Source organism: Flavobacterium sp. TSSA_36, assembly GCF_051547165.1.
Lineage (GTDB): Bacteria > Bacteroidota > Bacteroidia > Flavobacteriales > Flavobacteriaceae > Flavobacterium.
The window spans coordinates 497889-524856 of sequence record NZ_JBPTTP010000002.1 but is presented as its reverse complement, the minus strand read 5'-3'; the positions used below and the strand labels follow the sequence as shown (position 1 = coordinate 524856).

General features: G+C 35.7%; 26 protein-coding genes. 15 read left to right on the top strand and 11 right to left on the bottom strand.

Features of this window, described 5'->3' with window-relative positions; all coding sequences use genetic code 11:
• Nucleotides 1-98: 98 nt before the first annotated feature.
• From ACSVH7_RS06295 to yidC, 4 genes are all read left to right on the top strand, one after another.
• The gene (locus ACSVH7_RS06295; RefSeq protein ID WP_438065837.1) at nt 99-2060 is read left to right on the top strand and encodes a PBP1 and LysM peptidoglycan-binding domain-containing protein; all 1962 of its coding nucleotides are present in this window, start codon (nt 99-101) and stop codon (nt 2058-2060) included.
• An 8-nt stretch (nt 2061-2068) separates the two neighbouring features.
• Nucleotides 2069-2299 carry a DUF3820 family protein gene (locus ACSVH7_RS06290; protein WP_438065836.1) on the top strand — a complete coding sequence of 77 codons (231 nt, stop codon included), beginning with the start codon at nt 2069-2071 and terminating at the stop codon, nt 2297-2299.
• A 261-nt stretch (nt 2300-2560) separates the two neighbouring features.
• Nucleotides 2561-4174 carry a CTP synthase gene (locus ACSVH7_RS06285; protein ID WP_438065835.1) on the top strand — a complete coding sequence of 538 codons (1614 nt, stop codon included), beginning with the start codon at nt 2561-2563 and terminating at the stop codon, nt 4172-4174.
• Nucleotides 4175-4263: 89 nt separating this feature from the next.
• Nucleotides 4264-6168, top strand: a complete 1905-nt coding sequence (yidC, locus tag ACSVH7_RS06280; RefSeq protein ID WP_438065834.1) for a membrane protein insertase YidC — start codon at nt 4264-4266, stop codon at nt 6166-6168.
• A gap of 70 nt (nt 6169-6238) precedes the next feature.
• Here the strand turns inward: yidC and ACSVH7_RS06275 are convergent, their stop codons facing one another.
• Nucleotides 6239-7195, bottom strand: a complete 957-nt coding sequence (locus ACSVH7_RS06275) for a fasciclin domain-containing protein (RefSeq protein ID WP_438065833.1) — start codon at nt 7193-7195, stop codon at nt 6239-6241.
• Between the two features lie 351 nt (nt 7196-7546).
• On the opposite strand from ACSVH7_RS06275, the gene ACSVH7_RS06270 reads away from it, so the two are divergent.
• The 5 genes from ACSVH7_RS06270 (at nt 7547) to ACSVH7_RS06250 (ending at nt 12730) form a co-directional block, all read left to right on the top strand.
• Nucleotides 7547-8251, top strand: a complete 705-nt coding sequence (locus ACSVH7_RS06270) for a toxin-antitoxin system YwqK family antitoxin (RefSeq protein WP_438065832.1) — start codon at nt 7547-7549, stop codon at nt 8249-8251.
• A gap of 68 nt (nt 8252-8319) precedes the next feature.
• A complete protein-coding gene (gene mnmA, locus ACSVH7_RS06265) occupies nt 8320-9495 on the top strand; it encodes a tRNA 2-thiouridine(34) synthase MnmA (RefSeq protein ID WP_438065831.1) in 1176 nt (391 codons plus the stop codon).
• Nucleotides 9496-9733: 238 nt separating this feature from the next.
• Nucleotides 9734-11350, top strand: coding sequence for a S8 family serine peptidase (locus ACSVH7_RS06260; protein ID WP_438065830.1), 1617 nt, complete (start codon nt 9734-9736; stop codon nt 11348-11350).
• 11 nt (nt 11351-11361) lie between these two features.
• A complete protein-coding gene (locus ACSVH7_RS06255; RefSeq protein WP_438065829.1) occupies nt 11362-12306 on the top strand; it encodes an NAD(P)H-dependent flavin oxidoreductase in 945 nt (314 codons plus the stop codon).
• Between the two features lie 22 nt (nt 12307-12328).
• The gene (locus ACSVH7_RS06250; protein WP_035717258.1) at nt 12329-12730 is read left to right on the top strand and encodes a hypothetical protein; all 402 of its coding nucleotides are present in this window, start codon (nt 12329-12331) and stop codon (nt 12728-12730) included.
• A gap of 88 nt (nt 12731-12818) precedes the next feature.
• Here the strand turns inward: ACSVH7_RS06250 and ACSVH7_RS06245 are convergent, their stop codons facing one another.
• The gene (locus ACSVH7_RS06245; protein ID WP_438065828.1) at nt 12819-13259 is read right to left on the bottom strand and encodes a DUF4268 domain-containing protein; all 441 of its coding nucleotides are present in this window, start codon (nt 13257-13259) and stop codon (nt 12819-12821) included.
• An 86-nt stretch (nt 13260-13345) separates the two neighbouring features.
• Here ACSVH7_RS06245 and ACSVH7_RS06240 point away from each other — a divergent pair, with 86 nt between their 5' ends.
• Together ACSVH7_RS06240 and ACSVH7_RS06235 are read left to right on the top strand one after the other, a co-directional pair.
• A complete protein-coding gene (locus ACSVH7_RS06240) occupies nt 13346-13993 on the top strand; it encodes an NUDIX hydrolase (RefSeq protein ID WP_438065827.1) in 648 nt (215 codons plus the stop codon).
• A gap of 110 nt (nt 13994-14103) precedes the next feature.
• On the top strand, nt 14104-14913 hold the full coding sequence (locus ACSVH7_RS06235) for a lysophospholipid acyltransferase family protein (RefSeq protein WP_438065826.1): 810 nt from the start codon (nt 14104-14106) through the stop codon (nt 14911-14913).
• 34 nt (nt 14914-14947) lie between these two features.
• Here the strand turns inward: ACSVH7_RS06235 and ACSVH7_RS06230 are convergent, their stop codons facing one another.
• The 3 genes from ACSVH7_RS06230 to ACSVH7_RS06220 all read right to left on the bottom strand — a co-directional run bounded on the left by ACSVH7_RS06230 (nt 14948) and on the right by ACSVH7_RS06220 (nt 17402).
• On the bottom strand, nt 14948-15580 hold the full coding sequence (locus ACSVH7_RS06230; protein WP_438065825.1) for a hypothetical protein: 633 nt from the start codon (nt 15578-15580) through the stop codon (nt 14948-14950).
• The gene (locus tag ACSVH7_RS06225; protein ID WP_438065824.1) at nt 15580-16080 is read right to left on the bottom strand and encodes an RNA polymerase sigma factor; all 501 of its coding nucleotides are present in this window, start codon (nt 16078-16080) and stop codon (nt 15580-15582) included. The genes ACSVH7_RS06230 and ACSVH7_RS06225 overlap by 1 nt, the downstream gene beginning before the upstream one ends.
• Nucleotides 16081-16274: 194 nt before the next feature.
• A complete protein-coding gene (locus tag ACSVH7_RS06220) occupies nt 16275-17402 on the bottom strand; it encodes a DUF3810 domain-containing protein (RefSeq protein ID WP_438065823.1) in 1128 nt (375 codons plus the stop codon).
• 39 nt (nt 17403-17441) lie between these two features.
• Here ACSVH7_RS06220 and ACSVH7_RS06215 point away from each other — a divergent pair, with 39 nt between their 5' ends.
• The 3 genes from ACSVH7_RS06215 to ACSVH7_RS06205 are packed head-to-tail and all read left to right on the top strand — an operon-like array spanning nt 17442 to nt 19496.
• Nucleotides 17442-17675 carry a DUF433 domain-containing protein gene (locus tag ACSVH7_RS06215; RefSeq protein WP_024980219.1) on the top strand — a complete coding sequence of 78 codons (234 nt, stop codon included), beginning with the start codon at nt 17442-17444 and terminating at the stop codon, nt 17673-17675.
• Complete coding sequence (locus tag ACSVH7_RS06210) at nt 17676-18017, top strand: DUF5615 family PIN-like protein (protein ID WP_159683339.1); 342 nt, start codon at nt 17676-17678, stop codon at nt 18015-18017.
• 15 nt (nt 18018-18032) lie between these two features.
• Nucleotides 18033-19496 carry an aminoacyl-histidine dipeptidase gene (locus ACSVH7_RS06205; protein ID WP_438065822.1) on the top strand — a complete coding sequence of 488 codons (1464 nt, stop codon included), beginning with the start codon at nt 18033-18035 and terminating at the stop codon, nt 19494-19496.
• Between the two features lie 280 nt (nt 19497-19776).
• Here the strand turns inward: ACSVH7_RS06205 and ACSVH7_RS06200 are convergent, their stop codons facing one another.
• The 4 genes from ACSVH7_RS06200 to ACSVH7_RS06185 all read right to left on the bottom strand — a co-directional run bounded on the left by ACSVH7_RS06200 (nt 19777) and on the right by ACSVH7_RS06185 (nt 23463).
• Nucleotides 19777-20739 (bottom strand): transporter, encoded by a 963-nt coding sequence (locus ACSVH7_RS06200; protein WP_438065821.1) that lies wholly within the window; start codon nt 20737-20739, stop codon nt 19777-19779.
• 44 nt (nt 20740-20783) lie between these two features.
• Nucleotides 20784-21824 (bottom strand): cytochrome-c peroxidase, encoded by a 1041-nt coding sequence (locus tag ACSVH7_RS06195; RefSeq protein WP_438065820.1) that lies wholly within the window; start codon nt 21822-21824, stop codon nt 20784-20786.
• Nucleotides 21825-22072: 248 nt separating this feature from the next.
• A complete protein-coding gene (locus ACSVH7_RS06190; protein ID WP_438065819.1) occupies nt 22073-22873 on the bottom strand; it encodes an MbnP family protein in 801 nt (266 codons plus the stop codon).
• Nucleotides 22874-23082: 209 nt separating this feature from the next.
• On the bottom strand, nt 23083-23463 hold the full coding sequence (locus ACSVH7_RS06185) for a hypothetical protein (protein WP_438065818.1): 381 nt from the start codon (nt 23461-23463) through the stop codon (nt 23083-23085).
• 215 nt (nt 23464-23678) lie between these two features.
• Between ACSVH7_RS06185 and ACSVH7_RS06180 the strand changes: the two genes are divergently transcribed.
• On the top strand, nt 23679-24068 hold the full coding sequence (locus tag ACSVH7_RS06180; protein WP_438065817.1) for a LytR/AlgR family response regulator transcription factor: 390 nt from the start codon (nt 23679-23681) through the stop codon (nt 24066-24068).
• A 1-nt stretch (nt 24069) separates the two neighbouring features.
• On the opposite strand, the gene ACSVH7_RS06175 is transcribed toward ACSVH7_RS06180, so the two are convergent.
• Complete coding sequence (locus ACSVH7_RS06175; protein ID WP_438065816.1) at nt 24070-24837, bottom strand: carboxypeptidase-like regulatory domain-containing protein; 768 nt, start codon at nt 24835-24837, stop codon at nt 24070-24072.
• Between the two features lie 89 nt (nt 24838-24926).
• The gene (locus ACSVH7_RS06170) at nt 24927-26807 is read right to left on the bottom strand and encodes a DEAD/DEAH box helicase (RefSeq protein WP_438065815.1); all 1881 of its coding nucleotides are present in this window, start codon (nt 26805-26807) and stop codon (nt 24927-24929) included.
• Between the last annotated feature and the right edge of the window lie 161 nt (nt 26808-26968).

The window sequence follows — 26968 nt, the reverse complement described above, 5'->3', positions numbered from 1 at the left end:
AAATTACAATAATTAATACGCAAACGGTATCAGATTTTGGAATAAAATTTGATACCGTTTTGCTATCTTTGAACGGTACTAATTTATAATTTATTCGGATGCACTATTATAGTAAGATTTGGTTTTGTGGGTTGTTTTTTATAGGAAGTTTGTTTGCTCAAGACAAAGCAACCACTCATAAAGTTGCTAAAGGTGAAACCATAGCGCAAATCGCTCAAAAGTACAAAGTAAGTCCTTACGACATCTATCAATTAAATCCAGATGCTCAAGCAGGAATTAGCCAAAACACACTTTTACTAATACCTAAAGCAGGAGCTAAAGTTCAGTCAAAAACAGTAACTAGCTCATCGGTTGTTTCTAAAAAAGTAACGCACGAGGTAGTGCCAAAAGAGACTTTATTTGGAATTCAAAAAAAATATAATGTTACCGAAGCAGCTTTGTTCAAAGCAAACCCTTTTTTAGAAAAAGATGGTTTGCAAATTGGACAAACACTCGTTATTCCTAATGGAGTTGTGACTAAAACTACTACAGCAACTGCTGCTCCAAAAACTGTTACTCCTGTTTTTCATTTGGTACAACCTCAAGAAACCAAGTTTTCGATTGCCAAGAAATACAATATTACCATTGATGAATTGGAGAAAAGAAATCCAGAAGTGGTAGCCAATCTTCCAGTTGGTTTTAATTTAATAATTATAGGAAATCGTCCTAAAGAAGGAAAAGAAATTCAGGTAACTACTGATAAAAAAGACCTTTCGCCAACAGTTGTTCCAAAGGCTATTGTTTCGGATTTTCAAAATTACACGGTAAAACCAAAAGAAACCTTGTATAGTTTGGCTAAAACTTCAGGTTTGTCGCAGGAAGAATTAATTCGTTTAAACCCTGATTTGAAAACTGGGGTTCAAGAAGGAATGGTTTTGAAAATGCCCCATATGTTGGATAAGTCTGATAGGCAAGAGCAAAAAAAAGGAATTACCGTATTCCGTAAATTGCAAGCAGCTGATTCGAAACAATTAGTTCTTTTATTGCCATTTAACACGGCTAAAATTTCGAATGACACCGTTAATTCTACTATCGAACGTATAAAAAAGGATAAGTTTTTAAATATGACGTTGGATTTCTTTTCGGGAGCTTTGATGGCGATAGACTCGGCCAAGCAGTTAGGAATACAAGTGGATGTGAAAGTTTATGATTCTCAAGAAACTAAAAATAGCTCCCGTATAGCGGAGATTATCAAAAATCATCAATTAGCATCAGCATCAGTGGTTATAGGTCCCTTTTATCAGAATAATGTAGAGAAAACAGCTGAGGGATTGCAAGAGACTAATGTCGCTGTAATTTCGCCATTATCTAAGGAATTTGGAAAATCCTATCCTAATTTGTACCAATCTATTGTGGCTGCAGAGGTTATGAAAAATACTATTTTTGAGTATATGAAAAGTAAGGGAGGTAATATGATTGCAGTAGTGGACAAGAAGAAGGAGTCGTCGAGAATGTATTTTAATCAATATCAAAAAGAAGTACAATTGGCGCCTTTAACATCCACAGGAGGAGTAAATGTTGAAGGATTTAAAAGTTTATTGCAAGCTGATAAAACGAATTATGTTATTTTGGAAACCGGTAGTACTACAATGATTAAGGCTACCATTTCGACGATGCTCTCTGTAATGAAAACATACAAGGTGCAATTGGTGATTCTAGAGCCTAATCCAACATTGGATACTGATGAAATTTTATTCTCGAATCTGGTTAAATTGAAATTGATGTATCCGTCTGTTAGCAGAGAAAATAGTTCAGAGGAAGCGCGTGTTTTTGAGCAAAAATACCGCAAAGAAAACAATGTTTATCCTAGTTCATTTGCTACAAGAGGTTTTGATGTCACTTTTGATACTCTGCTGCGTATGGCTCAGGACAAAACGTTTCAAGAAACCATTGAAAGTGATGCAACGGAACAAGTAGAAAATCGTTTTGATTATTCTCAAAATACTGAAGGAGGATATCTAAATAAAGGCGTTTACATTTTGTATTACGATGCTGATATGACCATAAAACAAGCTAATTAAGGATCGTTTTGGATGAAAATCAAAAAAAACTCATCGAATTGGCGCACGCCAAAATGCCTTTTGGAAAATACGAAGGTTGGTCTTTAATCGATATTCCCGAATATTATATCGTTTGGTACAGGAATAAAGGTTTTCCAAAAGGAACTTTGGGAGTGCAATTGCAACTTGTTTATGAGTTAAAAGTCAATGGGTTAGAAGACCTAATTCGCAATATCAAAAAGAAATATCCCAAGCCATAAATAAGTCGCTTTTTTTAGGAAGCTCAATAGGGTTGAAGTTTCAAAAATAAAAGAGATACTTATTGTTTGGGTTCTTTTAAATTTCTTTTATTTCATGACATTTTAAAAAAGCAAATTGTTTCAACAAGTCAATCTATGTAAATTTGTAAAATCGGTGTTGATTTATTTTTTAAAAGCGAATGCTCTGAGACGATAAGTATTCCAATTTTATTTGTACTTTTGCCACGTTTTTTACACAACTACTTTACAAACAACAACAGCATGAATCAAACAAAATATATTTTTGTTACAGGTGGTGTGACCTCTTCTTTAGGAAAAGGAATTATAGCGGCATCATTGGCGAAATTATTACAAGCAAGAGGATACAGAACGACTATTCAAAAATTCGATCCGTATATTAATGTTGACCCAGGAACACTTAATCCTTACGAGCACGGAGAATGTTACGTAACCGATGATGGAGCCGAAACAGATTTAGATTTAGGTCACTACGAGCGTTTTTTAAACGTTCCTACTTCACAGGCGAATAACGTTACTACGGGTAGAATTTACCTTTCCGTTATCGAAAAAGAAAGAAGAGGAGAGTTTTTAGGAAAAACGGTGCAAGTAGTTCCTCATATTACCAACGAAATTAAAGATAGAATGCAATTGCTTGGTAAATCAGGCGATTATGATATCGTTATCACTGAAATTGGTGGGACTGTAGGGGATATTGAATCTTTACCATACATCGAGTCTGTTCGTCAGTTGGTTTGGGAGTTAGGCGAAAATAACGGAATAGTGATTCATTTGACCTTAGTGCCTTATTTGGCAGCGGCTGGTGAATTGAAAACAAAACCTACTCAGCATTCTGTAAAAACATTAATGGAGAGCGGAATTAAAGCTGATATTTTAGTGTGTAGAACGGAGCACGAAATCGCAGATGATATTCGCAACAAATTGGCCCTGTTTTGTAATGTAAAAAGAGAAGCTGTGATCCAATCGATTGATGCTTCTACTATTTATGAAGTACCTAATTTAATGTTGGAAGAAGGCTTGGATGTTGTAGCTTTAAAGAAATTAGACTTGCCTAAAAAAGCAGCTCCAGATTTAAAAAATTGGAACACGTTCTTGAAACGTTTAAAAAACCCTAAGCATACGGTTAATATTGGTTTGGTTGGGAAATATGTCGAAATGCAAGATTGTTACAAATCTATTTTGGAAGCCTTTATTCACGCAGGAGCGGCAAATGAAACAAAAGTAAATGTAATTTCGATTCATTCAGAGCATTTGGATCCTTCTAATATTGCTGAGAAATTAGCGGGATTGGATGGGGTTTTAGTGGCACCCGGTTTTGGAGAAAGAGGTATCGAAGGAAAAATAGAAGCAGTGCGTTATGTTCGTGAAAATAATATTCCGTTTTTTGGTATTTGCTTAGGAATGCAAATGTCGATTATAGAATATTCAAGAACTATTTTGGGTTACAAAGACGCGAATTCTACCGAAATGAATGAGAATACGACTCATCCAGTAGTGAATTTGATGGAAGATCAAAAAACGGTAACGGATAAAGGAGGTACAATGCGTTTAGGAGCTTGGAAATGTGAAATAAAACCAGACTCGTTGGCCTACAAAATATATGGTAAAACTGAAATATCTGAGCGGCATCGTCACCGTTATGAGTACAACAGTGCTTATGTAGATGAATTACAAAAAGCGGGTTTAATAGCTTCTGGGGTGAATCCAGATACTGGTTTGGTAGAAATCGTAGAGATTGAAAACCATCCGTTTTTTATTGGGGTACAATACCATCCAGAATATAAAAGTACTGTTGCGAATCCTCACCCTATTTTTGTGAGTTTTGTAGCTGCTACTGTTAAAGCCAAAAAGAAATAATACAATAGATGTAACAAAGTATTTAAGTTGTATTCTAACACTAAACTGAAGTAAACTGCTTCAGTTTTGAATTTTGAAGATAGATAATAATGGAAGAAAAAAAGATTGACATTAATTCAATTATCGGTTTTATATTGATTTTTGGAATTTTGGTTTGGATTATGTTCCAAAACCAACCTGATCCTAAAGTGGTGGCTGCAGAAAAAGCCCAAAAGGAATTGGTTTTAAAAGCTCAAAAAGCAAAAGAATTGGCGAATAGAGCCGTTGAAAAAGCAACGGTTGCAGTAGCTACCGGCGATGCTACTCAGTTGGTAGCTTTGCAAAAAACATTAGGGAATTTTGCGTATTCTGCGACTTTACCTTCTGCAAAAAATGATTTTACTACGATTGAAAATGAAGTGATAAAATTAAAAATTGCCAACAAAGGGGGATTTATCGCTGAGGCAACGTTGAAAAATTTTGAAAAATTCAAAAAAGGTTCTGGTCAGTTGGTCGAATTGATTAAAAACAATAATGCTAATTTGAATATTGTTTTGCCTACCAATGACAACCGAACTTTAAATACCAAAGACTTGTTTTTTGAACCCACTTTAACAAAAATAGGGGACGATCAAGTATTGTCTATGAAGTTGAAATCAGGTCCGAATTCGTTTTTGGAATATAAATACATAGTGAAACCAAATGATTATATGATTGGTTTTGATGTGCGTTCTCAAGGCTTGAACCAAGTATTGAATACCGCTAAACCTTTGGATTTAGAATGGGATTTGAAAGGGTTCAGAAACGAAAAGAGCATTTCTTACGAAAATAAATATACTGAGATCTATTTTGAACACAAAGAAGGCAAAGTAGATTATGCTGGATTAGGAAAGAAGGAAGAAGAAACCCTTGAAAAACCAACGTTTATTGCCTTCAAACAACACTTTTTTACTTCTATTTTAGTATCTAAAACTCCTTTTGAGAAAGGGCAATTGGTTTCTACTAATTTGGTGGCGGATGAAAAAATCGATACTACATTTACCAAATCATTCCAAGCGAATTTGCCTTTGGCGTTTACAAATGGAGAGCTAGATTATAAATTAAATTGGTACTTAGGGCCATCCGATTATAAGACACTAGCGCATTATGATCAAAATTTAGAAAAAATTATCTCTATGGGTTGGGGGATTATCGGTTGGATTAACCGTTTTATCTTTGTGCCTTTGTTTGGCTTCTTAGGATCTTACATCGCTTATGGTTTTGCAATTATCCTATTTACTCTTTTGATCAAATTGGCCATGTCGCCAATTACCTTTAAATCCTTTTTATCGCAAGCGAAAATGAAGGTATTGCGCCCAGAAATTGCTGAATTGGGAGAGAAATTTGCCAAAGACCCCATGAAAAAACAGCAAGAAACCATGAAGCTGTACAACAAAGCTGGAGTGAATCCAATGGCGGGTTGTATTCCAGCATTGATTCAAATGCCTTTCTTGATGGCTTCCTTTCAGTTTTTCCCTTCAGCTTTCGAATTACGTCAAAAAAGTTTCCTTTGGGCCGATGATTTATCTTCTTTTGATGAAGTTGTAAAATTACCTTTCCATATTCCATTATATGGAGATCATATTAGTTTATTCCCAATTTTGGCAGCGATTGCAATTTTCTTTTACATGAAAATGACTTCAGGTGACCAACAAATGGCAGCGCCTCAACAAGAAGGCATGCCTGATATGGCTAAAATGATGAAAATAATGATTTATGTTTCGCCATTAATGATGTTATTCTTTTTCAATAGTTATGGAGCAGGTTTGAGTTTGTATAACTTTATTTCCAATTTAGTTACTATTTTAATTATGTTGGTCATCAAAAGATATTTTATTGATGGCGATAAAATTCATGCTCAAATTCAAGAGAATAAGTTAAAAGAGCCTAAAAAACAAGGTAAGTTCCAACGAAAATTGCAAGAAGCAATGGAACAAGCCGAGGCTCAAAAAGCAGCGCAACAAAAGAAAAAATAAGCATTTTTAACTTTATATAAAAAAAAACTTCCGGTATAAGCGGAAGTTTTTTTTTTGAAATAAATCGTTGTTATAATTTAGGAAGAAATACTTTGTCCACAACGTGTATTACGCCATTAGAACACTGCACATCCGTAGCGATTATGTTCGATAGTCTGTTGTTAAAGTCTTTTACTTTGGCGCCACCAGCTAGTTGTACTGTAAATGATTGTGTTGCTAAGGTATTAACTACTTGTCCCTCTGTTAAACTAGCAGCAAGGATATTACCATTAACCACATGATATTGTAGTACTTTAGTCAAGTTTGCCGCTGAAACACCTGCAATTCCACCAGGAGCTAATTCTGAATTCAAGGCAGTGAATGCTGCGTTTGTAGGTGCAAAAACCGTAAATGGTCCTGTGCCTGATAAGATTCCTACAAAATTAGGTTGTCCTGCACCAGTGAGCGCTCCTACAAGAGAGGTGAAGTTGGCATTAGCAGTAGCATGAGTCACTATAGTTGGTAAATTAATGACCGCATCTACAACGTGAATGACACCGTTAGAGGCCATTACGTCCGCAGTGGTGACCTTAGCCACTCCATTTAATTTTACTCCCGAACTTAAATCTACATACATACTCATCGTGTTTGTTCCTGAAGTAGCACTTTTAGCCAAAGTTTTCACATAGCCTGTTTTGAGATCTGTCGATTTTACGGTACCACTTACCACATGATTTAGTAAAATTTGTGTAAGGACATCTTTAGGGACATCAGAAAGTGAAGCAAATTTGTTATCACTCAAAAATTTTGTAAAAGCTGCGTCTGTAGGAGCGAATACAGTAAAAGGGCCTGTTCCTTGTAAGGTTGCTGCTAATTCTGCTTTCCCTAACGCTTGTACTAAAATTTTTAAATTTGAGTTTTTGACTGCAAGTCCAGTAATGGTGTTGTCTACTGGAGTTGGATTGTCATCATCATTGTTACAAGAGGTCATCCAGCTTGCTAATGCTATGCACACAAAGGCAATTTTCAGGTGTGATACAATTTTCATAATTTTTTTGTTTAAATTGAACTTAGTTTATTTGTTGTTCAAAGATATTTGTAAATCATTAAACAAAATAAAATTTTATAGTATGATTAATAGTTGTTTAATTACAATAAATGCCTGATATGAAGTATGATGCTGATTTTTGTTTATTTTAATCGAATTTTTGTTAAACAAAAATTAGCTTTTGAGACCAAATCGGGATTTAGTACCTTTGAGGGCTTTGGTCACCGTTGGATGCAGCCTATTTACAAGCGAAAGCGTAAAAGAGGTGTGGCAAACTAAAAATTAATTTCTAGTGAATTGCAACACGTATTGGTACAATAATGAAATAGGTCACAAATAATATTTTTTATCATGATAAATAAAGGAATTTTTTTTGTTCTCATTTTGCATTTTTCTGGACTTTGGTCTCAATCCACTATCAACGCATTAGATAGCGAAGGCAAAAGAAATGGTCTGTGGAAAGGTCTATATGAGCCATCCAAACGAGTGCGCTATCAAGGTACTTTTGAACATGGAAAAGAAGTAGGGCTTTTCCAATATTATGATGATACTAAGGCTTCAGACATCATCGCTACACGAGAGTTCAATGAGAAAGACCATTCGGCATATACTATTTTTTATAATCAAAATAAGTTTAAGGTAAGTGAAGGCAAGGTGGTTAATAAACTTTTTGAAGGAGAATGGATCTATTATCACTTCAATTCAAAAGCGATAATGACCAAAGAATTGTATAAAAACGGAAAGTTATCGGGATTAAGAACGGTTTATTTTCCTGATGGTAAAGTAGCAGAAGAGACCCATTACGAAGACGGTTTTAAACACGGGAGTTGCAAAATTTATTCTGATAAAGGTATTGTTTTAGAAGAAACAGTTTATCAGAAAGGACAGTATAACGGACCAGCTATTTTTAGAGATGCTAATGGTTTTATTGCTTCCAAAGGAAATTTTGTTTTGGGTAAAAAAGAGGGTGTTTGGGAATTTTATGAAAAAGATAAGTTGGTTAAAAAGCGAAATATGAGCTATCCTGAAGGCCTTACCAAGGGTAAAAAGAATTAACTTTTGCTTAGATAATTTCTGTGCTAAATGTTTTGTAACTTTGCACCCTATTTTAAAAAAGGGTTTTGATGAAAAAGAGAGTGGTTGTTGGCTTGTCAGGAGGCGTAGATTCTAGTGTTGCTGCTTATTTGTTGCAACAAGAGGGATATGAGGTTATTGGGCTATTTATGAAAAATTGGCACGATGACTCAGTAACGATATCCAATGAATGCCCTTGGTTAGAAGATAGCAACGATGCTTTATTGGTAGCCGAAAAATTAGGAATTCCTTTCCAAACGGTTGATCTAAGTGAACAATATCAAGAAAAAATTGTGGATTACATGTTCAGTGAATATGAAAAAGGACGTACTCCAAACCCTGATGTATTGTGTAATCGCGAAATTAAATTTGCTGTTTTTTTAGAAATTGCATTGAGTTTAGGAGCAGATTATGTGGCTACTGGACATTATTGCCAAAAACGAACTACTGAAATAGAAGGGAAACCCTTGTATCACCTTATTGCAGGAGCTGATATTAACAAAGACCAATCGTACTTTTTATGTCAATTGTCGCAAGAACAGTTGGCTAAATCTTTGTTTCCAATTGGTGCATTAACGAAACCTCAGGTTCGTGAAATAGCGGCTGAAATGGAATTGGTAACTGCAGAGAAAAAAGATTCTCAAGGTTTATGTTTTATTGGTAAAGTACGTTTGCCAGAGTTTTTACAGCAAAAATTGCAACCCAAAGAAGGTCAAATTATTCAGATAGACAAAAATCATCCGATTTATACTTCAACAGATGAAGCTGAAACTTTAGCTTCTTTGTCTCATAAAATCATTTATACTCCAGAAATGGGCAAGGTAGTTGGAAAACACCAAGGGGCTCATTATTTTACAGTTGGACAACGAAAAGGACTTAACGTTGGCGGTACAACAGAACCTTTGTTTGTTATTGCTACTGACGTGGTGACTAATACAATTTACACGGGCTTATCTAGCAATCATCCAGGATTGTTTAGAAGAGGATTGTTTATTGATGCTTCTGAAACACATTGGATTCGTACCGATTTAGCCTTGTCAGTGGGTGAGTCTAAAGAAGTAATGGCGAGAATTCGTTACCGTCAGCCGTTGCAAAAAGCCACGTTGCATCAAGAAGAAAAAGGAATGTATGTGATTTTTGATGAACCACAATCCGCAATTACTGAAGGACAATTTGTGGCTTGGTACGAAGAGGACGAGTTGTTGGGTTCTGGTGTTATAGCTTAGTAGTAGTTATTAGTCTTTAGTTATTAGTGATTAGTCTCTGTAAAAGCTATTCAAAAAATATCTTCTGAAAAAGAGTTGGTGTCGTCTAGCCCCGATGGGAGGGAATATCCTTTTTATCCTTTTTCTGGATAAAAAGATAGGAAGGACAGCGGGACCAAACGTGATGAAATCCCAAATTTTGTGCTCCTAAAAACATTTAAAATTTTAATTCATAATGATTTTTTGAGTACATTTCGGCATGAAAAAAATAGTTTTTTTATTTTTCTTATTCCAATCTCTTTTGGTCTTTTCACAGCAAGATGCTTGGGTGTATTTTGGTGATAAAACCAATGTTCAGAACTATTTGGGTAATCCTCAATTGATGCTCTCACAGCGCGCTATTGATAGAAGAACGCGACAAAAAATTGCCTTGGACAGCAAGGATGTTCCGATTTCGGCTTCGTATATCAAAGCTGTAAAAGAGTCGGTTGGAATCACAGTCATGGGGCAATCAAAATGGCTAAATGCGTTGCATGTTCGCGGTACTCAAGCGGATATTACTTCTCTTAAAAATTTAGCTTTTGTTACTAAGATTAGCTTCGCAGATAAGACCTTAAATGCGACTGGAAAAACAATAACTGCGTCAAAATCACAGCAAATTCAAAAAAAATATAACACTGCAATTACGTATAATTATGGCACTTCAGCCAATCAAATTCAGATGTTGAATGGGCATTTATTGCATCAACAAAATTACACGGGTAGCGGTAAAATTATAGCGGTTTTAGATGCCGGATTTCCTGGGGTGGACACCCGATTGCCGTTTAAAAAATTGAGAGACAATAATCAGATTTTAGGGGGTTATAATTATGTGAATAGAAGTCCTAATTACTATACTGGAGATAATCATGGTACGTTAGTGCTTTCTACGATGGGCGGGAATCAAGACCAAGCCTTGATAGGAACGGCTCCTGATGCGTCTTATTACCTTTTTGTTACTGAGAATGATGCTTCTGAAAATCCTATTGAGGAAACGCTTTGGGTAGAAGCTGCAGAGAAGGCAGACAGTTTGGGTGCGGATATTATCAATAGTTCGTTGGGGTATTTTGATTTTGATAATTCGAAATACAACTATACTTATGCCGATATGAATGGCACCACAACGTTTATTAGTCAAGGAGCTGAGATTGCTTTTAGTCGAGGAATGCTTGTAGTGGCTTCAGCTGGAAATTCTGGGAACTCGACTAATCCCAATATTGCTGCTCCAGCAGATGCGGTTTCTGTTCTTACGATTGGAGCAGTAACAGCCAGTAAGTCCAGAGCTTCTTTTAGTTCAATTGGGCCATCTTTTGATGGTAGGGTAAAGCCAGAAGTGATGGCGCAAGGACAAGCTTCTGTAGTTTCGGATGAATTTGGAAATATTGGTACAGCCAATGGAACCTCTTTTTCGAGCCCAATTTTGGCTGGGATGGTGGCGTGCTTATGGCAAGCTCTGCCCGATAAAACCAACAAAGAAATTAGAGATTTGATTATTCAATCTTCGGATAAATATACGACCCCAACGCCACAACTAGGCTATGGGATTCCGGATTTTAGTGCGGCTGTAAATAAAGGACTTCTAGCGACAATAAACAATCAGAATGCTTCATTTTCGTTGTATCCCAATCCTGCTAAAGGAACAGTTTATGTGACTTTACCTTCGACAGTAGACGAGGTGCAGCTTACTATTTATTCTTTATTGGGACAAAAAATAATGGAGGTCCCTTTTACAAATTCAACACCTTCTTTTTCTGTAGAAACCTTGTGGAAAGGCGTATACTTGTACACTATTCAGGGGAAAAGCTTTTCTGCTCAAGGAAAAATCATCAAATATTAATTTACAATGCAATGAATTCAATTATAAAGCTTTTTGGCATTCAATATCCAATCATTCAAGGAGGAATGATTTGGAACAGTGGTTATAAATTGGCAAGTGCCGTTAGCAATGCGGGAGGATTAGGTGTCATTGGTGCTGGTTCTATGTATCCTGACGTACTTAGGGAGCACATTCAAAAATGTAAAAAAGCGACTAATAAGCCTTTTGGCGTGAATGTTCCCATGTTATATCCGAATGTGGAAGAAATAATGAATATTATTGTTGAAGAAGGCGTCAAAATCGTTTTTACTTCAGCAGGAAATCCCAAAAATTGGACTGCTTTCTTGAAAGAAAAAGGAATTACGGTAGTACATGTGGTGAGTAGTTCAGTATTTGCTTTGAAAGCACAAGAAGCAGGAGTAGATGCTGTTGTTGCCGAAGGTTTTGAAGCAGGTGGACACAATGGTCGAGAGGAAACTACAACATTGACTTTGATTCCAATGGTCAAGCAAAAGATAAATATTCCCTTGATTGCTGCTGGCGGAATTGCCACAGGAAGAGGAATGCTTGCGGCAATGGCTTTAGGTGCCGATGGTGTGCAGGTGGGAAGTCGTTTTGCAGCTTCGGTAGAATCATCAGCTCACGATAATTTCAAAGAAGTAATTGTCAATATAAAAGAAGGGGATACTCAATTAACATTAAAAGAATTAGCGCCTGTTCGATTGGTGAAAAATAAGTTTTACAATGACGTGCAGGAATTGTATGCAAAATGCCCTACCAAAGAAGATTTAGTGGCATTGCTTGGTAGAGCCAGAGCCAAACGCGGGATGTTTGAAGGTGATTTGGTCGAGGGCGAATTAGAAATTGGTCAGATTGCGGGATTAATTACCGAAATTCAACCTGTAAAAGAAATAATAGATACTATGATAGCCGAGTTCAAGCAAGCCCAAATTGAAATCGGACAACTCCAATTTTAACTCCAACCCCAAACGCCTCCCCATGTCAAAACCTACTATTTTATTTTTGTCTTTTGTCCTGTTTTTTTGTTTTCAGCTGTCGAATGCTCAAACCTATAAGTTTCAAACTTCTGGTTATAGTGTTTTGCAGAAAAATGAGAAGGGAAAATGGGGAGATTGGTCCGAATTGGATTTAATCAATATCCCAATAACTTTAGATACTTCTAAACATCGAATTGTGGTGTATACCCCAATGCTTCAATTGTATAACATTCTTTCATATGCAGAAATTGAAGAAAACAAAACTGATATCATCTACTCTTTTGAATGTAAAGACGAGAATGGCGATGCCTGCACTTTGATGATTATTACTCGTAAACAACAAGGCAATCGCAAGCAGTTGTACATCAACTATGAGAATAGGATTTATTTGTATAATATTTAGTTTTTAGTCCATAGTTATTAGTGAATAGTAATTAGCTTAGAAACCTCAAACCATAAACCACAAACCAAAAACTATAAACCAAAAACCTTTACCCTTTCTCAATATCTTTTATAAACTCATCATATTCGAGATAGAAAAGTTCTAAGGCATTCATTTTTTCGAAGAAAAAGTCAAAAATGTACTCCCAGTGGTTGCGATTACTCATACTATACCCATTTTTTTCAACCCATATGCGGCTGATGGTTTTGCCATTTTCTAAAGTGAAGTCTTTTTCAAAAACCAAATCTTTGATGAATTCATCTTCCAAAATACCTTTCAAAGCTTCAAGTTTTTCGAAATATTGAGAACGTAAGTCATCATTTCGGTGCTCGATATCAATAAGTACTTGGGCTTTTTTATTATCTGCAAAAAATTTAAAAGAGAAATCTTTAATTTTTGTATCATACAATACCCATTTTCTTGGGTATTTCTCGGCGAAGGCCACCCAAAAATCGTGTTTTAACCTTTGATTTTCTGCTTTGCTGTACATTTGAATTGAATTTAGAAAGTTTGGTTTGTATTCCAAACAAAACTATAGTATATTTATTGGAATGCTTGCAAAAATAAGTTTTACCTATGAATTTTCAAGATTTTCAGCAATATATCCCTCAAATACTTGAGGCTCCGCTTCCTGCTTTTGCTTCACATATAAAAATGGCACCAAAAGAACGAATCGAATCGTTGAAAGCGTTTAGTTATGCAGATAAAAATCCACGAAAAGCAGCGGTTTTGATGTTGTTGTACCCAAAACAAGAGCAAACGCATTTGGTATTGATTGAAAGAAATTCCTATGAAGGCGTGCATTCGGCTCAAATTGCTTTTCCCGGAGGTAAGTTTGAAAATGAAGATGTGGAATACGAAACTACAGCTTTGAGAGAATCCGAAGAAGAAATTGGAATTTCGCGGGAGCAAATAAAAGTAATCAGACCTTTTTCTCCTTTGTATATTCCGCCTAGTAATTTTTTAGTGCATCCCTATTTAGGAATTGCAAACGAGACCCTGCATTTTGTTTTAGAACCGAAAGAGGTGGCGAGTATAATCGAATTACCATTGTCTGATTTTTTGAGTGATGCGCTTTTACATGAGACGAAACTGACGACTTCTTATGCTACTAATATTGCAATTCCAGCATTCAAAATCAATGACCATATAGTTTGGGGAGCTACAGCTATGATGTTGAGTGAGTTAAAAGAGGTTTTGTGTTTTGTGCTTAAAAAATCATAAATAAGCGCTGTTTTTCTTGATTTATTGTAAATTTATTGCAAGTTTAGCGTTTTCTAAACGTTAAGAAAATATGTCGTATCTTTGCACTCCAATTTCAAAAAAGAATTATTATGGGATTATTTAAAAGGAATCCTTTTGGTCATATCCTTTTTATAAAGAAATGGTTAATCCGAATTTTTGGTGTTATTACCCACAGAAGGTATCGTGGTTTCAACGAATTACAAATTGAGGGTTCAGAAATTATTCGAAATTTACCAGATACTAATGTGTTGTTTATTTCCAATCATCAAACTTATTTTGCTGATGTTGTAGCTATGTTTCATGTGTTTAACGCGAGTTTAAGCGGAAGAGACGATACCATCAAAAACGTTTGTTATTTGTGGCAACCCAAAATGAATATATACTATGTTGCGGCTAAAGAAACAATGCATGCTGGTCTTTTGCCAAGGATTTTAGCCTATGTAGGTGCGATAACAGTAGAAAGAACTTGGCGTTCCAAAGGGAAAGATGTTACCGAAAAAAGAGAAGTAAATCCTAATGATACCGAAAATATCAAGATAGCTTTGGCAGATGGTTGGGTGATAACGTTTCCTCAAGGTACAACAAAATCATTTAAACCCGTTCGTAAAGGAACCGCACATATTATCAAAGAACACAAGCCTATTGTGGTTCCAATCGTAATTGATGGCTTTAGACGTTCTTTTGATAAAAAGGGCTTACGATTAAAAAAGAAAGGAATCTTACAGTCGTTTATCATTAAAGAACCTTTAGAGATTGATTATGATAACGAAACCATAGAAGAGATTGTAGAAAAAGTAGAATACGCAATCGAGCAGCATCCTTCCTTTTTGAAAGTTATTCCAGCCGAAGAATTGGAAGCACAAAAAGAACTCGATAAAATGCGAAAATGGGAATATTAATATAAAAAAGCGGTCAAAATTTTGACCGCTTTTTTTATAAATCTATTTTCTTTAATTCTTTGTAATTGTCCAATAAACGTTTAAGTAATCTACCATAAATCAGACGATAGAATAACCAAAATATTCCTAATATCAATGCGATAAATACTACCAAGATTGAGAAAGTAATAATCATCACGGTATAATTGCTGCCTATTTTATCAGTGAGTACAACTGTTTCTGGATTGTATTTAAAGGCAATATAAAAACCAATAAATAGCGATAGTACTAATTGTCCAAGGTTGTAATAGACGTAGTAGTTTACAGTCTTTCTGGTCTTAATAATGTCACGCATCAGTTGTTTAGTAGAGGCCGTGGTCGAAATTATCTTGTAGTTTTTGTAGAAAAGATAAATGAATGTAAAAATTATGAGGTAGCTGGCGTAATTGTATATGTCGAAATATACAGATAGTTCCTCGTGTTTCATTTTTTTGAAATAATCATCTATGTTGACACCAATAGATAAAACAGACCACAAAATCAATTCCAAAACACTCAATATCAGTATCCACTTCACAATCGAAGAAGATTTTTTATGAATCATCTTGTAAATGTCCTTTTCGGTCACCTGTTCAAAAGAAGCTTCGTTCTTTTGCCAATCTTTTTTTAACAAATCCAGTTCTTTCATTAGGCTAATGGATTTAGTATTTTTTTCAATTTCCCCTTAATTCTGTTCATTTTAACTCTTGCATTGACCTCGCTAATCCCTAATGTTTCGGATATTTCGGTGTAATCTTTGTCTTCTAAATACATAAAAATCAAAGCTTTCTCAATATCGTTTAATTGATAGACGGCTTGGTACATTAATTTTAATTGTTCTTCCTCTTCATAATCATATTCGACTTCAGGAGTATAATGTTGTCTGCCTTCAAATTCAGTTGTGGCCACCGAGCGTTTGTCTTTGCGATACAAGGTTATAGCCGTATTTAGCGCGACTCGATAGGCCCACGTAGAGAACTTACTGTCGCCTCTAAACTTGGGAAACGCTTTCCATAACTGAATGGTGATTTCTTGAAACAAATCCTTATGCGCGTCCTCACCAGAAGTATACAGCCTACAAATCTTGTGGATGATATTCTGGTTCGCTTGCAATTGCGAGACAAAGGAGTGTTCTAAAGTATCGGACATATAGTCATTAGTGGTTCAAAACTGATTTTTGTTACAAATAAAACTATTTTTTTTAAGGAGCACCACTTTTGGGAATACCAAGACGAGTCGTCCCGCTTTCCGTTACAATCTTTGTCGGCTGAACCCCAGCCCACAAAGGATTTTCACTGCAATCGGGGCTATTTTACACGTTTTGTTTTCACAAGAAATAAGACTTACAACGAATGCTGTTTAAAATAATTTACCATCAAATCAACATATTTACTATAGCCTTCCATTCCTTCTTTTTGTTGGTTCATTTTTAGGAAGTTGTCGTAAAAAACATGAAATCCTTTATCGATAAAAGTGTCATATTGTTTCCAGAAGGTTTCACTTTCCTTGAAGTTAGCTAGTACTCCAGGATGAATTGTTTTTAAAAAGAGTGCCACTTTCTTTTCATCTCGTGCTTGCCAATTTCGCAAACAATAGCGCAAAGCCAAACTGTATCCTGAATACTGAATGTAAGCATCTTTATTTTTTATCGAAGCCAAAAAACCAATGAAATTACACTCACTTTCACTGGCAAAACCTATTTGATGCGCCATTTCGTGATTAGCAGTCATCGGAAAACTATACAAAGGTCCCAAACCATTCACTTGGGCTTCATTGGTAAACGGATTCAAATAGCCACCAAATCCCATATACGTTAGCGGAATACTAAAAAGAGATTTCTTAATACTCAAATGGCTGTATCGAAACATCGAATGTTCACGAGCCAAGTTTTGGTATCCATTCGTATTCATTTGAAACAATTGCGATTTGGAATAAGGAACAACTACTTTACGATTTTTGTCTTTCATTAGTCCCAACTGAATCGCATTGGTTTTGGCAATTAGCTTTTGAGTAAATAAAGCTAAATCTGCATCCGAATATTCTCTTTCAATTTTCATTTTTTCATACAGCGGTTCTCGATAGTAATTGAGTCCCCAAAGCAAATGAAAAAGAAAATAAACTACAGATAAAAAACTTAAAATAGAAAGCGATATGGCTTTCCATTTTTGCTTCGATGATAAGTTTTGCGAGCTTTTATTTTTTTTGAGTAGCCAAAACCAACGAATCACCCAAATAATTAGCAAAGCATACAACACATCGCCCAGCGAAAAAGGAAGTTTGCCTAAACTGATTCTCAAACTATTCGAGATAAAGGCATAGAGGCCATTGCTGTACCATCGTTCGATGAATTCTGGAAAAAATCGGATGATTTTTAGTACTACAATCTGAAATACGAGGAATAACGGTAAAAGGTATTTTCTTTTCAAGGCTTGACTTTTGGCATAAAAATAAGGATTAAATCCGTCGTGCACTTTCTTTTTTTGTAAATTTGAACCTTAAAATACTTCACTATGGAAACTATTGCTGATAGAATTACAATTGACGATAGAATTTGCAACGGAAAACCTACCATCAGAAACAAGAGAATTACCGTTAATACTATTCTTGGGTTTTTGAGTTCTGGAGATTCTAGAGAAGAAATTTTGTTGCAATATCCAAGCCTCGAAAACGAAGATATTGATGCCTGTCTTAAATTTGCATCCGAATTAATGAACAGAAATTTTACTATTAAAGAGGTTGCCTAAATGCCAAAATTTTTAATAGACGTCAATCTGCCGTACCACCTTTCCATTTGGAATTCGGATAATTTTATTCATCAAAAGAATATAAACGATGAGTGGTTTGATGAACAAATTTGGGTATATGCAAAGGAAAACAACCTTACTATAATTACCAAAGATGTTGATTTTTCCAATAAAATGATGTTAAACAATCCTCCTCCAAAAGTAATTCATATCCGATTTGGGAATATGAAGATGAAAGATTTTCACGAGAACATTTGCAAAGTTTGGGATAGTGTTTTAGAAATGAACGCTACTCACAAATTAGTCAATGTTTTTAAAGATAGGATAGAAGGAATCGAATAAGTAATAATACAAACAATGAGTCAAGAAATAAGAAATTTAGAGCCTAAAGCACTTTGGAATCAATTTGCTGATTTGAATGCCGTACCACGTCCTTCTAAAAAAGAAGAGCAAGTGATTCAATTTATGAAAGATTTCGGGAATCGTTTGGGGTTGGAAACCTTTGAAGACGATATCCGAAATGTAATCATTCGCAAACCGGCTACTCCAGGAATGGAAAACCGCAAACCCATCGTGTTGCAAGGCCACTTGGATATGGTACACCAAAAAAATAACGATACCGTTTTTGATTTCGAAACTCAAGGTATTGAAATGTATGTTGATGGCGACTGGGTTCGTGCTAAAGGAACTACTTTGGGAGCCGATAACGGCTTGGGCGTAGCGGCTATTATGGCTGTTTTAGAAAGTACTGATATTCCACATCCTGTCATTGAAGCCTTGTTTACTATTGATGAAGAAACAGGAATGACAGGGGCGCTGAACCTACAAGGCGGTATTTTACAAGGTCAAATATTATTGAATTTAGATACCGAGGAAGATGACGAAATCGACATTGGATGCGCAGGTGGTATCGATGTAACCGCAACAGCCGAATACGACGAAGAGGATACTCCAGAAGGTTCTGTGGGTTATAGTATTACCGTAAAAGGGTTGCAAGGCGGCCATTCAGGTATGGATATTCACAAAGGGTTGGGGAATGCCAATAAAATAATGAACCGTTTGTTGTTTGATGGGTTTGATAACTTCGGATTACAAATTGCGTCAATTGCTGGAGGAAGTTTGCGTAATGCGATTCCGAGAGAAAGTGTAGCCAAGGTAATTATTGCCACAGTTTACGATGAAGCTTTTGTATTTGATATGCAACAAATCGTAAACGAGATTAAAGCGGAGTTCAAAACGACTGAGCCTAACTTAGAAATTGTTTTTGAAAAATTAACAGAGGTTCCTACCAAAGTGATGCCTTCTATAGCTCAGTTTTATTTTGTGCGTTCGATGTATACGGCTCACAACGGCGTGTATCGTATGAGTGCTGATTTTGACAATCTGGTAGAAACGTCTAACAATATTGCCAAAGTAATGGTAGGCGAAGGACAGTTAACCGTGCAATGCTTGACACGTTCTTCGGTAGAGTCTTCTAAAATGGATATGGCGAATGCGTTGCGTTCTGCCTTTGAATTGATGGGATGTGAGGTGGAATTTTCTGGAGCTTATCCGGGATGGACGCCTAATCCAAAATCTGAAATTTTGGAGGTGTTGGTTGGAATTTATGAAAAACAAAACAATGTAAAACCCAATGTAGTGGCTTGCCACGCAGGATTAGAGTGTGGAATTTTAGGCACCAATTATCCAGAAATGGATATGATTTCTTTTGGACCAACGATTCACGGAGCCCATTCTCCAGACGAAAGAGCAAATATTAGTTCCTCTCAAAAATTCTGGAAATTCTTCTTAGAAATTTTAGCAAGTATTCCTGTGAAATAATTAGTTTTTCAGTTACATAGTGTTCAGTGAATTGCTGAACACTATAAACTGATAACTGAATACTAATTTTAGTCCCTTTTGGGACTATTTTTTTTATCTCGTTTTTCTTCTTTCTTTTCCTTAGCCGTTTTTAGCGGCTCTTTTTTTGCTGTTTTTTTAGCATTTAGACTTTTTGCCATAATTACTTTCTTTTGTGAATTAAGTAAAGGTAGGTTATAATAATTTGTAAAGCTATTTTGTTAAAATCTAACTCATTTTGTGTTTTATGAGAGATTGATGTTTACAAACTATAATTCAAATTAATGCTCCAACGATAATTGGCTTCCATTTTACTATTGGCCAAGTGTTGATTAATAGGGAGCATAGCATTAATTCCAAGAGACAAATTGTTTTTTCCTATTTCAACTCCTAGTTTACTAAACAAAACGTCTCCAGCAGTATTAGGTAAATTCATACCATATTGTTTATTGGTGGCATAAACTTCTCCTGCAATTCCTAATTGAGGTACAAATTGCACAGTGTTGGTATCCAATAAGTAAAACAGCGTGCTACCGTAGTTGAACTGATTTCCAAATTGGTATTGCTTTTTGTTTGCTGTTTTTAGGGTATAATTGGCCATAGTATGCAATCCTAATTTTCCCTTTTTGAGGATGTATTCTGTAGCTAATAAAAAATCCCAACTCCCAGTTCCGACTTGAAAACTTTGGTTGATGTTTCCAGTATTGTTGGTTTCGTTAAACTTCCCAGTGGGCATTTTTACCCCACCTCCAAGCTGTAATTTATGAATCAAAAGAGTGCTGTCTTTGTGTGTTTTATAAATAGTGTACAAGCCCATTAGGGTGATGTCGCCTAAACCTTTGATGGTTTCGTTACCAGTGGTTCTTTCTCTGTTATGAAATTGGTAAGGGACTAGCAGCGAAAGTTGTAATTGCTCGGTAATGGGAATTTTGCTCCAAATTTGAAGCGTGTTAAAGTGTTCGTCTACCCAAGGCGAATTAGCAAATAGGCCGTCTTGGCTAGAATAACTTTGATAAAAATACCGAATTCCCACAAAATTAGAGTTCAGTATAGAACTGAAGCCCATACTTCCACCACTTGCTGAACAACCACAAGCATCACAAAAATCGTCATAGCTTTCTAAGTGCATTTTTTGAAAGGTAAATCTTGTAATTGGGTCTTCTGTCGTTGTGCTGAAACCTATATGTTGGCATAAAATAAGAAGTAATAAGAGTATTTTTTTCATTTTGACAAGTTGTTTTTATTTGTAATGATAATTTTTGATCCCTTTTAGAATTCCGAGAATCGTTTGTCAGTAAGGTATTCGTAATCGGTTAGTGTTTTCAAGAAGGCAATAAGTTGTTCTTTTTCTAGAACAGAAAGTACGATACCTATTTTTCCATTTTGTTTTAAAATAGGATCCAAAGTTGTTGAGTTTTCTACACCATTAGCATAATGATCTAAAACGGCTTCTAGTGTTCCAAAGCGTCCGTCGTGCATATAAGGAGCTGTTTTTTCGATGTTTCTTAAACTTGGTACTTTGAATTTGTATAAATCGGTGGCTAGTTCTGTCACTCGGTAACGTCCCACATCGTTTACTGCTGGATTTACGGGTAAGCCATTGTTTCTAAAGGAATGGTCGGTCATTAAATCTGTAGCGTGACAAGAGGCACATTTGGCATTAAAAACAGTATAACCTTCTTTTTCGGTTGTGCTTAGTGTGATGCCTCCTTCATTTCTTCTGAATTTATCAAATTTTGAATTGCTTGAGGTAACCATTACCATAAATTGTCCCAAGGCTTTTAGCATATTTTCAGAATTAATTAATCCGTCAGTGAAAGCGGATTTGAATAACTTCCGGTATTCAGGGTCATTTTTCATCATCGCAAGCGCTTTGTTGAAATCGCCATTCATTTCTATTGGACTGGTAAAAGGAATGATGGGTTGTAAGTCCAAATGATTGGTAGCACCATCATACATAAAGGTAGTTTGATAGGCTAAATTTTGAATGGAAGGCGTGTTTCGAGTGCCTACAGCGCCGTTTACTCCGTGACTTACGGTGTGTCCGTGATGGGTAAAAGCTGTTTCTTGTTCGTGACAAAAACCACAAGAAACGGTTCCGTCTGAAGCCAATCGGCCGTCATAGAATAATTTTTTTCCTAATTCAAATCCTTTTTCTGTCAACGGATTATTGGCAAAATTATAGGCAACAGGAGGAAAGTTAGAGGGGACTTTGAAGTCGATAGGTGCATTTTGATAGTCTTCGTCGTTGTCGTTGGAACAACTCAAAAGAATTGGAAAAATGAACAACAACAGGTGTTTTGCTTTCATTTGTATTGGTACATTTTGGTATTAAAAAAGGAATCGCGATAACTTGAGTTAGCGATTTTAGTTTGAATGTTTCCAAAGTATCCTAAATGTTGGTCTTCTAGCCCCGACAGAAGGGAAAAACCTTGTGAGCCGGGGTTCGGCTCACAAGTTTTGGAATGATGGCGGGAATCTTGCTGGCAAAAAATGCCTGATGATTCGCTCCTTGTTTTCAATAGATGGCGGCTTTCAATCGCTTTTTGTGAAGTGGATTAGTCGTTATGAACGTGATCTACTTTGAACATTTGGTTAACATTAGCGGTAATTAAGGCTAATTTTGAACCACTCATAATCATAGCGCCCATGCCGTTCATATTGTTGTCTGTCAATTTGATGGTGTTGGCTCCGTCTACCACTTTAGAAATATCTGTGATGATGTGTACTTGTGGGGTAATGTTGGTTCTCACTAATGCTTTGGTAGCTAAATCCAAAGTGATTTCAGTGTAGTTGTAATCGGTGCCTGTTTGTCCAGTGTGGATCATAAACGAAGTTGGAGTTGTTACTGTGCTTGAAGTAAAGGTACCTTCGAAAGCTAAGAATTTGTATCCTGCAGTCCAGCTCCACATCATTTTTGCTGCTTGTGCTTTGGCTAAGAAATCGCCTTGTCCTGTAGCACCAAGTTCCCATTGTGCTTTGTCTACTCCAATTCCGAATTTTACTTTGGTATAATTACCTGCTGGAATGTTTTTTAATTGAGCTTCTAAACTAGCTGGAGTAGCTTCGTCTATAATGAAGTAGCTTTCGCTTTTTGGGTAAGTGAACGATGTTCCGTCTTCTTTGGTCAACACAATGTTACTAACGATGTATTTTACTGTGCTGATTTTTAAGACTTCGTTGTTGGCAGTTGTATTCGCTTGTGAAGTTAGAATAAGGTCATTGGCTTTGAAAGCGTTATCAAATTCGAGTATTAAAGAACCTGTTCCAGTGATAGCTTCGTCGTTATCGTTAGAACAAGCTGTTATTGTAATTATTGCTGCTAAAGCTAAAGTTGCTTTTAAAATATATTTTTTCATGAGTTGGTTTTTTACTATTATGAATTCATTTGTTTTTTTTGCATGATTGTATTGAAAAAGAACTTGATATATGTTCCTTTTTGAAATGATTATAGTGCATTTTCGAATTTAAACGTGCGAAATCTTTCAGATGCAATCATTGCTTGACATTGTATTTTTCATACAAGTCAACGCCTTTCAATTGAGATTGAAATGGATTTTGAATAAGATTATAGTAAAAAGGAGGGAGGTCTGAAAGTTGAATTTGTTTTGGAAATGGTTTTTCCAGACGTATGAAAAACGTTCAACTTGGTTGTTGAAGTTGTCGGAGTGTTACTTGCGAATGCTGTAGGTGTTGAATGAATGAGGTAAACAAAATCTGCTTTTTCTTTCAGAATGTTTTCCATTTTTTTCTCATTCTCATCAAATTGTTTTAGGCTTTTTTGTAGTTCACAACGTCCGTTACAAGTATTGTTGACTAATTTTCGTTGTACACAAATGGTTTTGATGATTTGCTCTTGGTTGGCTTTAAATTGCGTATAAATAATCAAATTCCCAATTATTGGAAATAGAATTATTATCGATAAAAGCCAAATGCCAATTTTTTTCAACAGAAAACGAGATTAGTTTCAGGGCAAATGTAGGGGAACCTTTTTGGATTCAAAATATTTTCACCAAAAAAATTATCTTTTTTGAAGTAGTACTTCTATTAACAATAATTTCTTAATAAAACCATGCAGATAATGTTTTTTCTGATTTAAATTTAAGTATTTTTAACAATTGAAAAAAAAATAAGAAAAAATACCACTTCTTTTAATTCTAAAAAATGAATCAATATTCTGTAGTTATTGTTGATGACGAAATGATCAACATAGAAATTTTAAAGAAAATTATTACCACACATTGTTTGAAGCTACAAATTGTTGGAGTCGCAAAAACTATGGAAACTGCTTTGTTAGAAATTAATGCAAAAAAGCCAGATATTGTTTTTTTGGATATTAATATGCGTGATAGACAGATCTTTGAGGTCTTGGACCAGATAGAGCTTATTGATTTTCAGATTATTTTTGCTACCGCTTTTCCAGGTTATTTTTTTAAAGCAGCTACCTATAATCCTATCGATTTTATCATAAAACCTTTTAGTGAAATTGCAGTAAAAGATGCGGTTAAGAAGGCCACTAAAAAAATTAAAAAGACTCGAAAACTCAATGAATAATTTAGCGTTTCTTTAGTATTTTGTATTCTTCGTAACAGCCACTGATGGCGTCCATGATTTGTAAGTCATTGGCTGTTTGTATAAAAGATTCGGAATAGCTGCAACGTTTGAGTATCTCTGGGATTTCGTTTTTGTCAATTCCTAATAAAGTAGCAATCATTTCGCGATCATATTTTGATTCCAATGCTTTTCGTACAGTATCGTCTTTCTTTAATTCTTTGAGTCTTTTGAGTTCACGAGGTTTTTTTCCGAAGAAATTATAGAGCATATCAGCGGGATTAAAAATAGCTCCAAGTACTTTTCCAAAAGCATCTGGAGAATATTGTCCTCCTTCATACCCTTGTGTTAATCCTGAAATGCTGTATCTAAAGTTTTCCTTAATTGGAATTAATTTGGAATCGACTTCAAGGTATCCCGTAAGATTGAAAGGGCGAATAATAACCTCTTCAAGGGCAATTGCTTTTTCGGTAAGTCTGATTTTAGTGGTTTTGTTTTTTATCCAATCGTTTGTAACGCGCACTTTTAGTGATTGATATCCGAGAAGCGATACATGTAATGTATCACTAATAGAAACTTCAATTTCAAAATTTCCTTTGGTATCGGTTGTCGTTCCTTTTACTTTGTTGACATTGATAATATTGGCGTAGGATAAGGGTTGGTCGTTGCTATCATTAACGATAGTTCCCAAGACTTTTAAGGATGTATTGGTTTCTTGTGCGAAACCTATGGTAGTAAGTATTATAAAAAAGAAAACTACAAAATATCTCATATACGAATTTAAAGCTTTAAAAGTAGTAAATCGCAATTGAATATTTTGTAGTTTTCTAGGATATTTATAAGAAAATTAACAAAGCATTATTAGTCTCTTCTTGGTCTTCTTGGTCTAGGGCTGTCGCCAAAACTTTCAGATCTTCTTGGTGTTCTTTCAGATGTACCTTCTCTTCTTGGAGCGCTTCCTCTTTCGCTTCTGAATCCACCTTCTCTAGGAGCGGCGCTTCTTTCACTACGAAATCCACCTTCTCTTTTTGGTGCAAAGTTGCCTTCTCTTCTAGGTGCTGAACTTCTGCCTCCAAATCCACCAGAGCTTCTTCCGTTGTGGTCGCGTCTTCCGCCACCATCATTTTTAGAAATCTCGACATTGATTCGGCGTCCTTCTAATTGTACATTATTTAAAATGTCCATTACTTTATCAGTATGTTCAGCATCGGTATTAAAGAAAGAGAATCCTTCTTTTACATCTACTTTGAATACATCATCACGACCTAAGTCTAAGGTTTCTTTCAAGAAGTCTTTCAATGTCATCCAGTCAAAATTGTCTCTTGAACCGATGTTTACAAAGTAACGAGTTGCACCGCTATTGTTTCCTCTAGAAGCACCCTCTCTATCGTCACGTTCACGACGATCTGATCCAGAAGATTGACTTGACAAGTCTCTGTTCTTTTTATAGTAATTGATAAAACGATTAAATTCTACCGATACCATTTTCTTGATTAATTCTTCTTTGCTCAAGCCTTCTAAGACTTCATTGATTGCTGGAAGGTAATTGTCAATTTCGTGATCTACTTCTGTTTCTTTGATTTTATTAGCTAAGTGCAATAATTGAATTTCGCAGATTTCGATTCCAGAAGGAATTGTTTTTTCTTCAAACTTTTGTTTGATAATTCTTTCGATAGAAGAAATTTTACGCAATTCACTTTTGGTCACGATTACAATCGAGGTTCCTAATTTACCAGCGCGTCCGGTACGACCTGAACGGTGATTGTAAGTTTCGATTTCGTCAGGAAGTTGATAGTTTACTACGTGTGTAATGTTGTCAACGTCAATTCCACGTGCTGCAACATCGGTGGCTACTAGCATTTGGATTTGTCTTCCTCTAAACGATTTCATTACGCCATCACGTTGTGCTTGCGATAAATCTCCGTGTAAGGCAGCAGCGCTGTATCCGTCTTCTATTAATTTTTCAGCGACTTGTTGGGTATCTCTTTTGGTACGACAAAATACTACTGAGAAGATATCTGGATTCGCATCGGCTAAACGTTTCAAGGCTTCGTAACGATCTCTTGCGTTTACCAAATAAAATTCGTGTGATACCGTTGCAGAACCTGAGTTTTTAGTTCCTACTGTAATTTCAACAGGGCTACTCATGAATTGTTTTGCAATTCTTGCTACCTCTGCAGGCATAGTGGCTGAGAACAACCATGTGCTTTTTTCGTCAGGAGTGTCAGATAAAATAGAGCAAATGTCTTCATAGAATCCCATGTTTAGCATTTCGTCAGCTTCGTCAAGTACACAATAATCAATATTTTTGATGTTAACTAGCCCTCTATTGATCATGTCCTGCATTCTTCCTGGAGTTGCCACAATAATTTGTGCTCCTCTTTTGATTTCTCTGGCTTGCTCAGTAATACTAGCACCACCGTAAATCGCAACCACATTAATACCTTTTTCGTATTTTGCGTAGTTTTTTAGTTCGTTTGTAATCTGTAGGCAAAGTTCGCGTGTTGGCGATAAAACTAATGCTTGTGTATTTCTGTTGTCGGCATCAATTTTTTGGATTAGCGGAAAACCGAAAGCTGCCGTTTTCCCTGTCCCTGTTTGAGCCAACGCAACCATGTCTGTGTCTTTTTCCAATAATAGGGGAATCGCCTTTTCCTGTACCTCTGACGGATTTTCAAATCCTAGATCTAAAATCGCCTTCAGTAACGATTCATTCAATCCTAATTGTTCAAATTTGTTCATTATGTATTTTTAAAATAGGGTGCAAAATTAATGTTAATTTCTCAGATTAACTAATGCTATTTCAAGTTTTAATGAATTATTATGAATTGATAGTCAGAAAGTTATATTTTTTTGCAATTCAATTTTTCTTTTGAGAGGTATTTAAAGAGGCGAACTTTTGT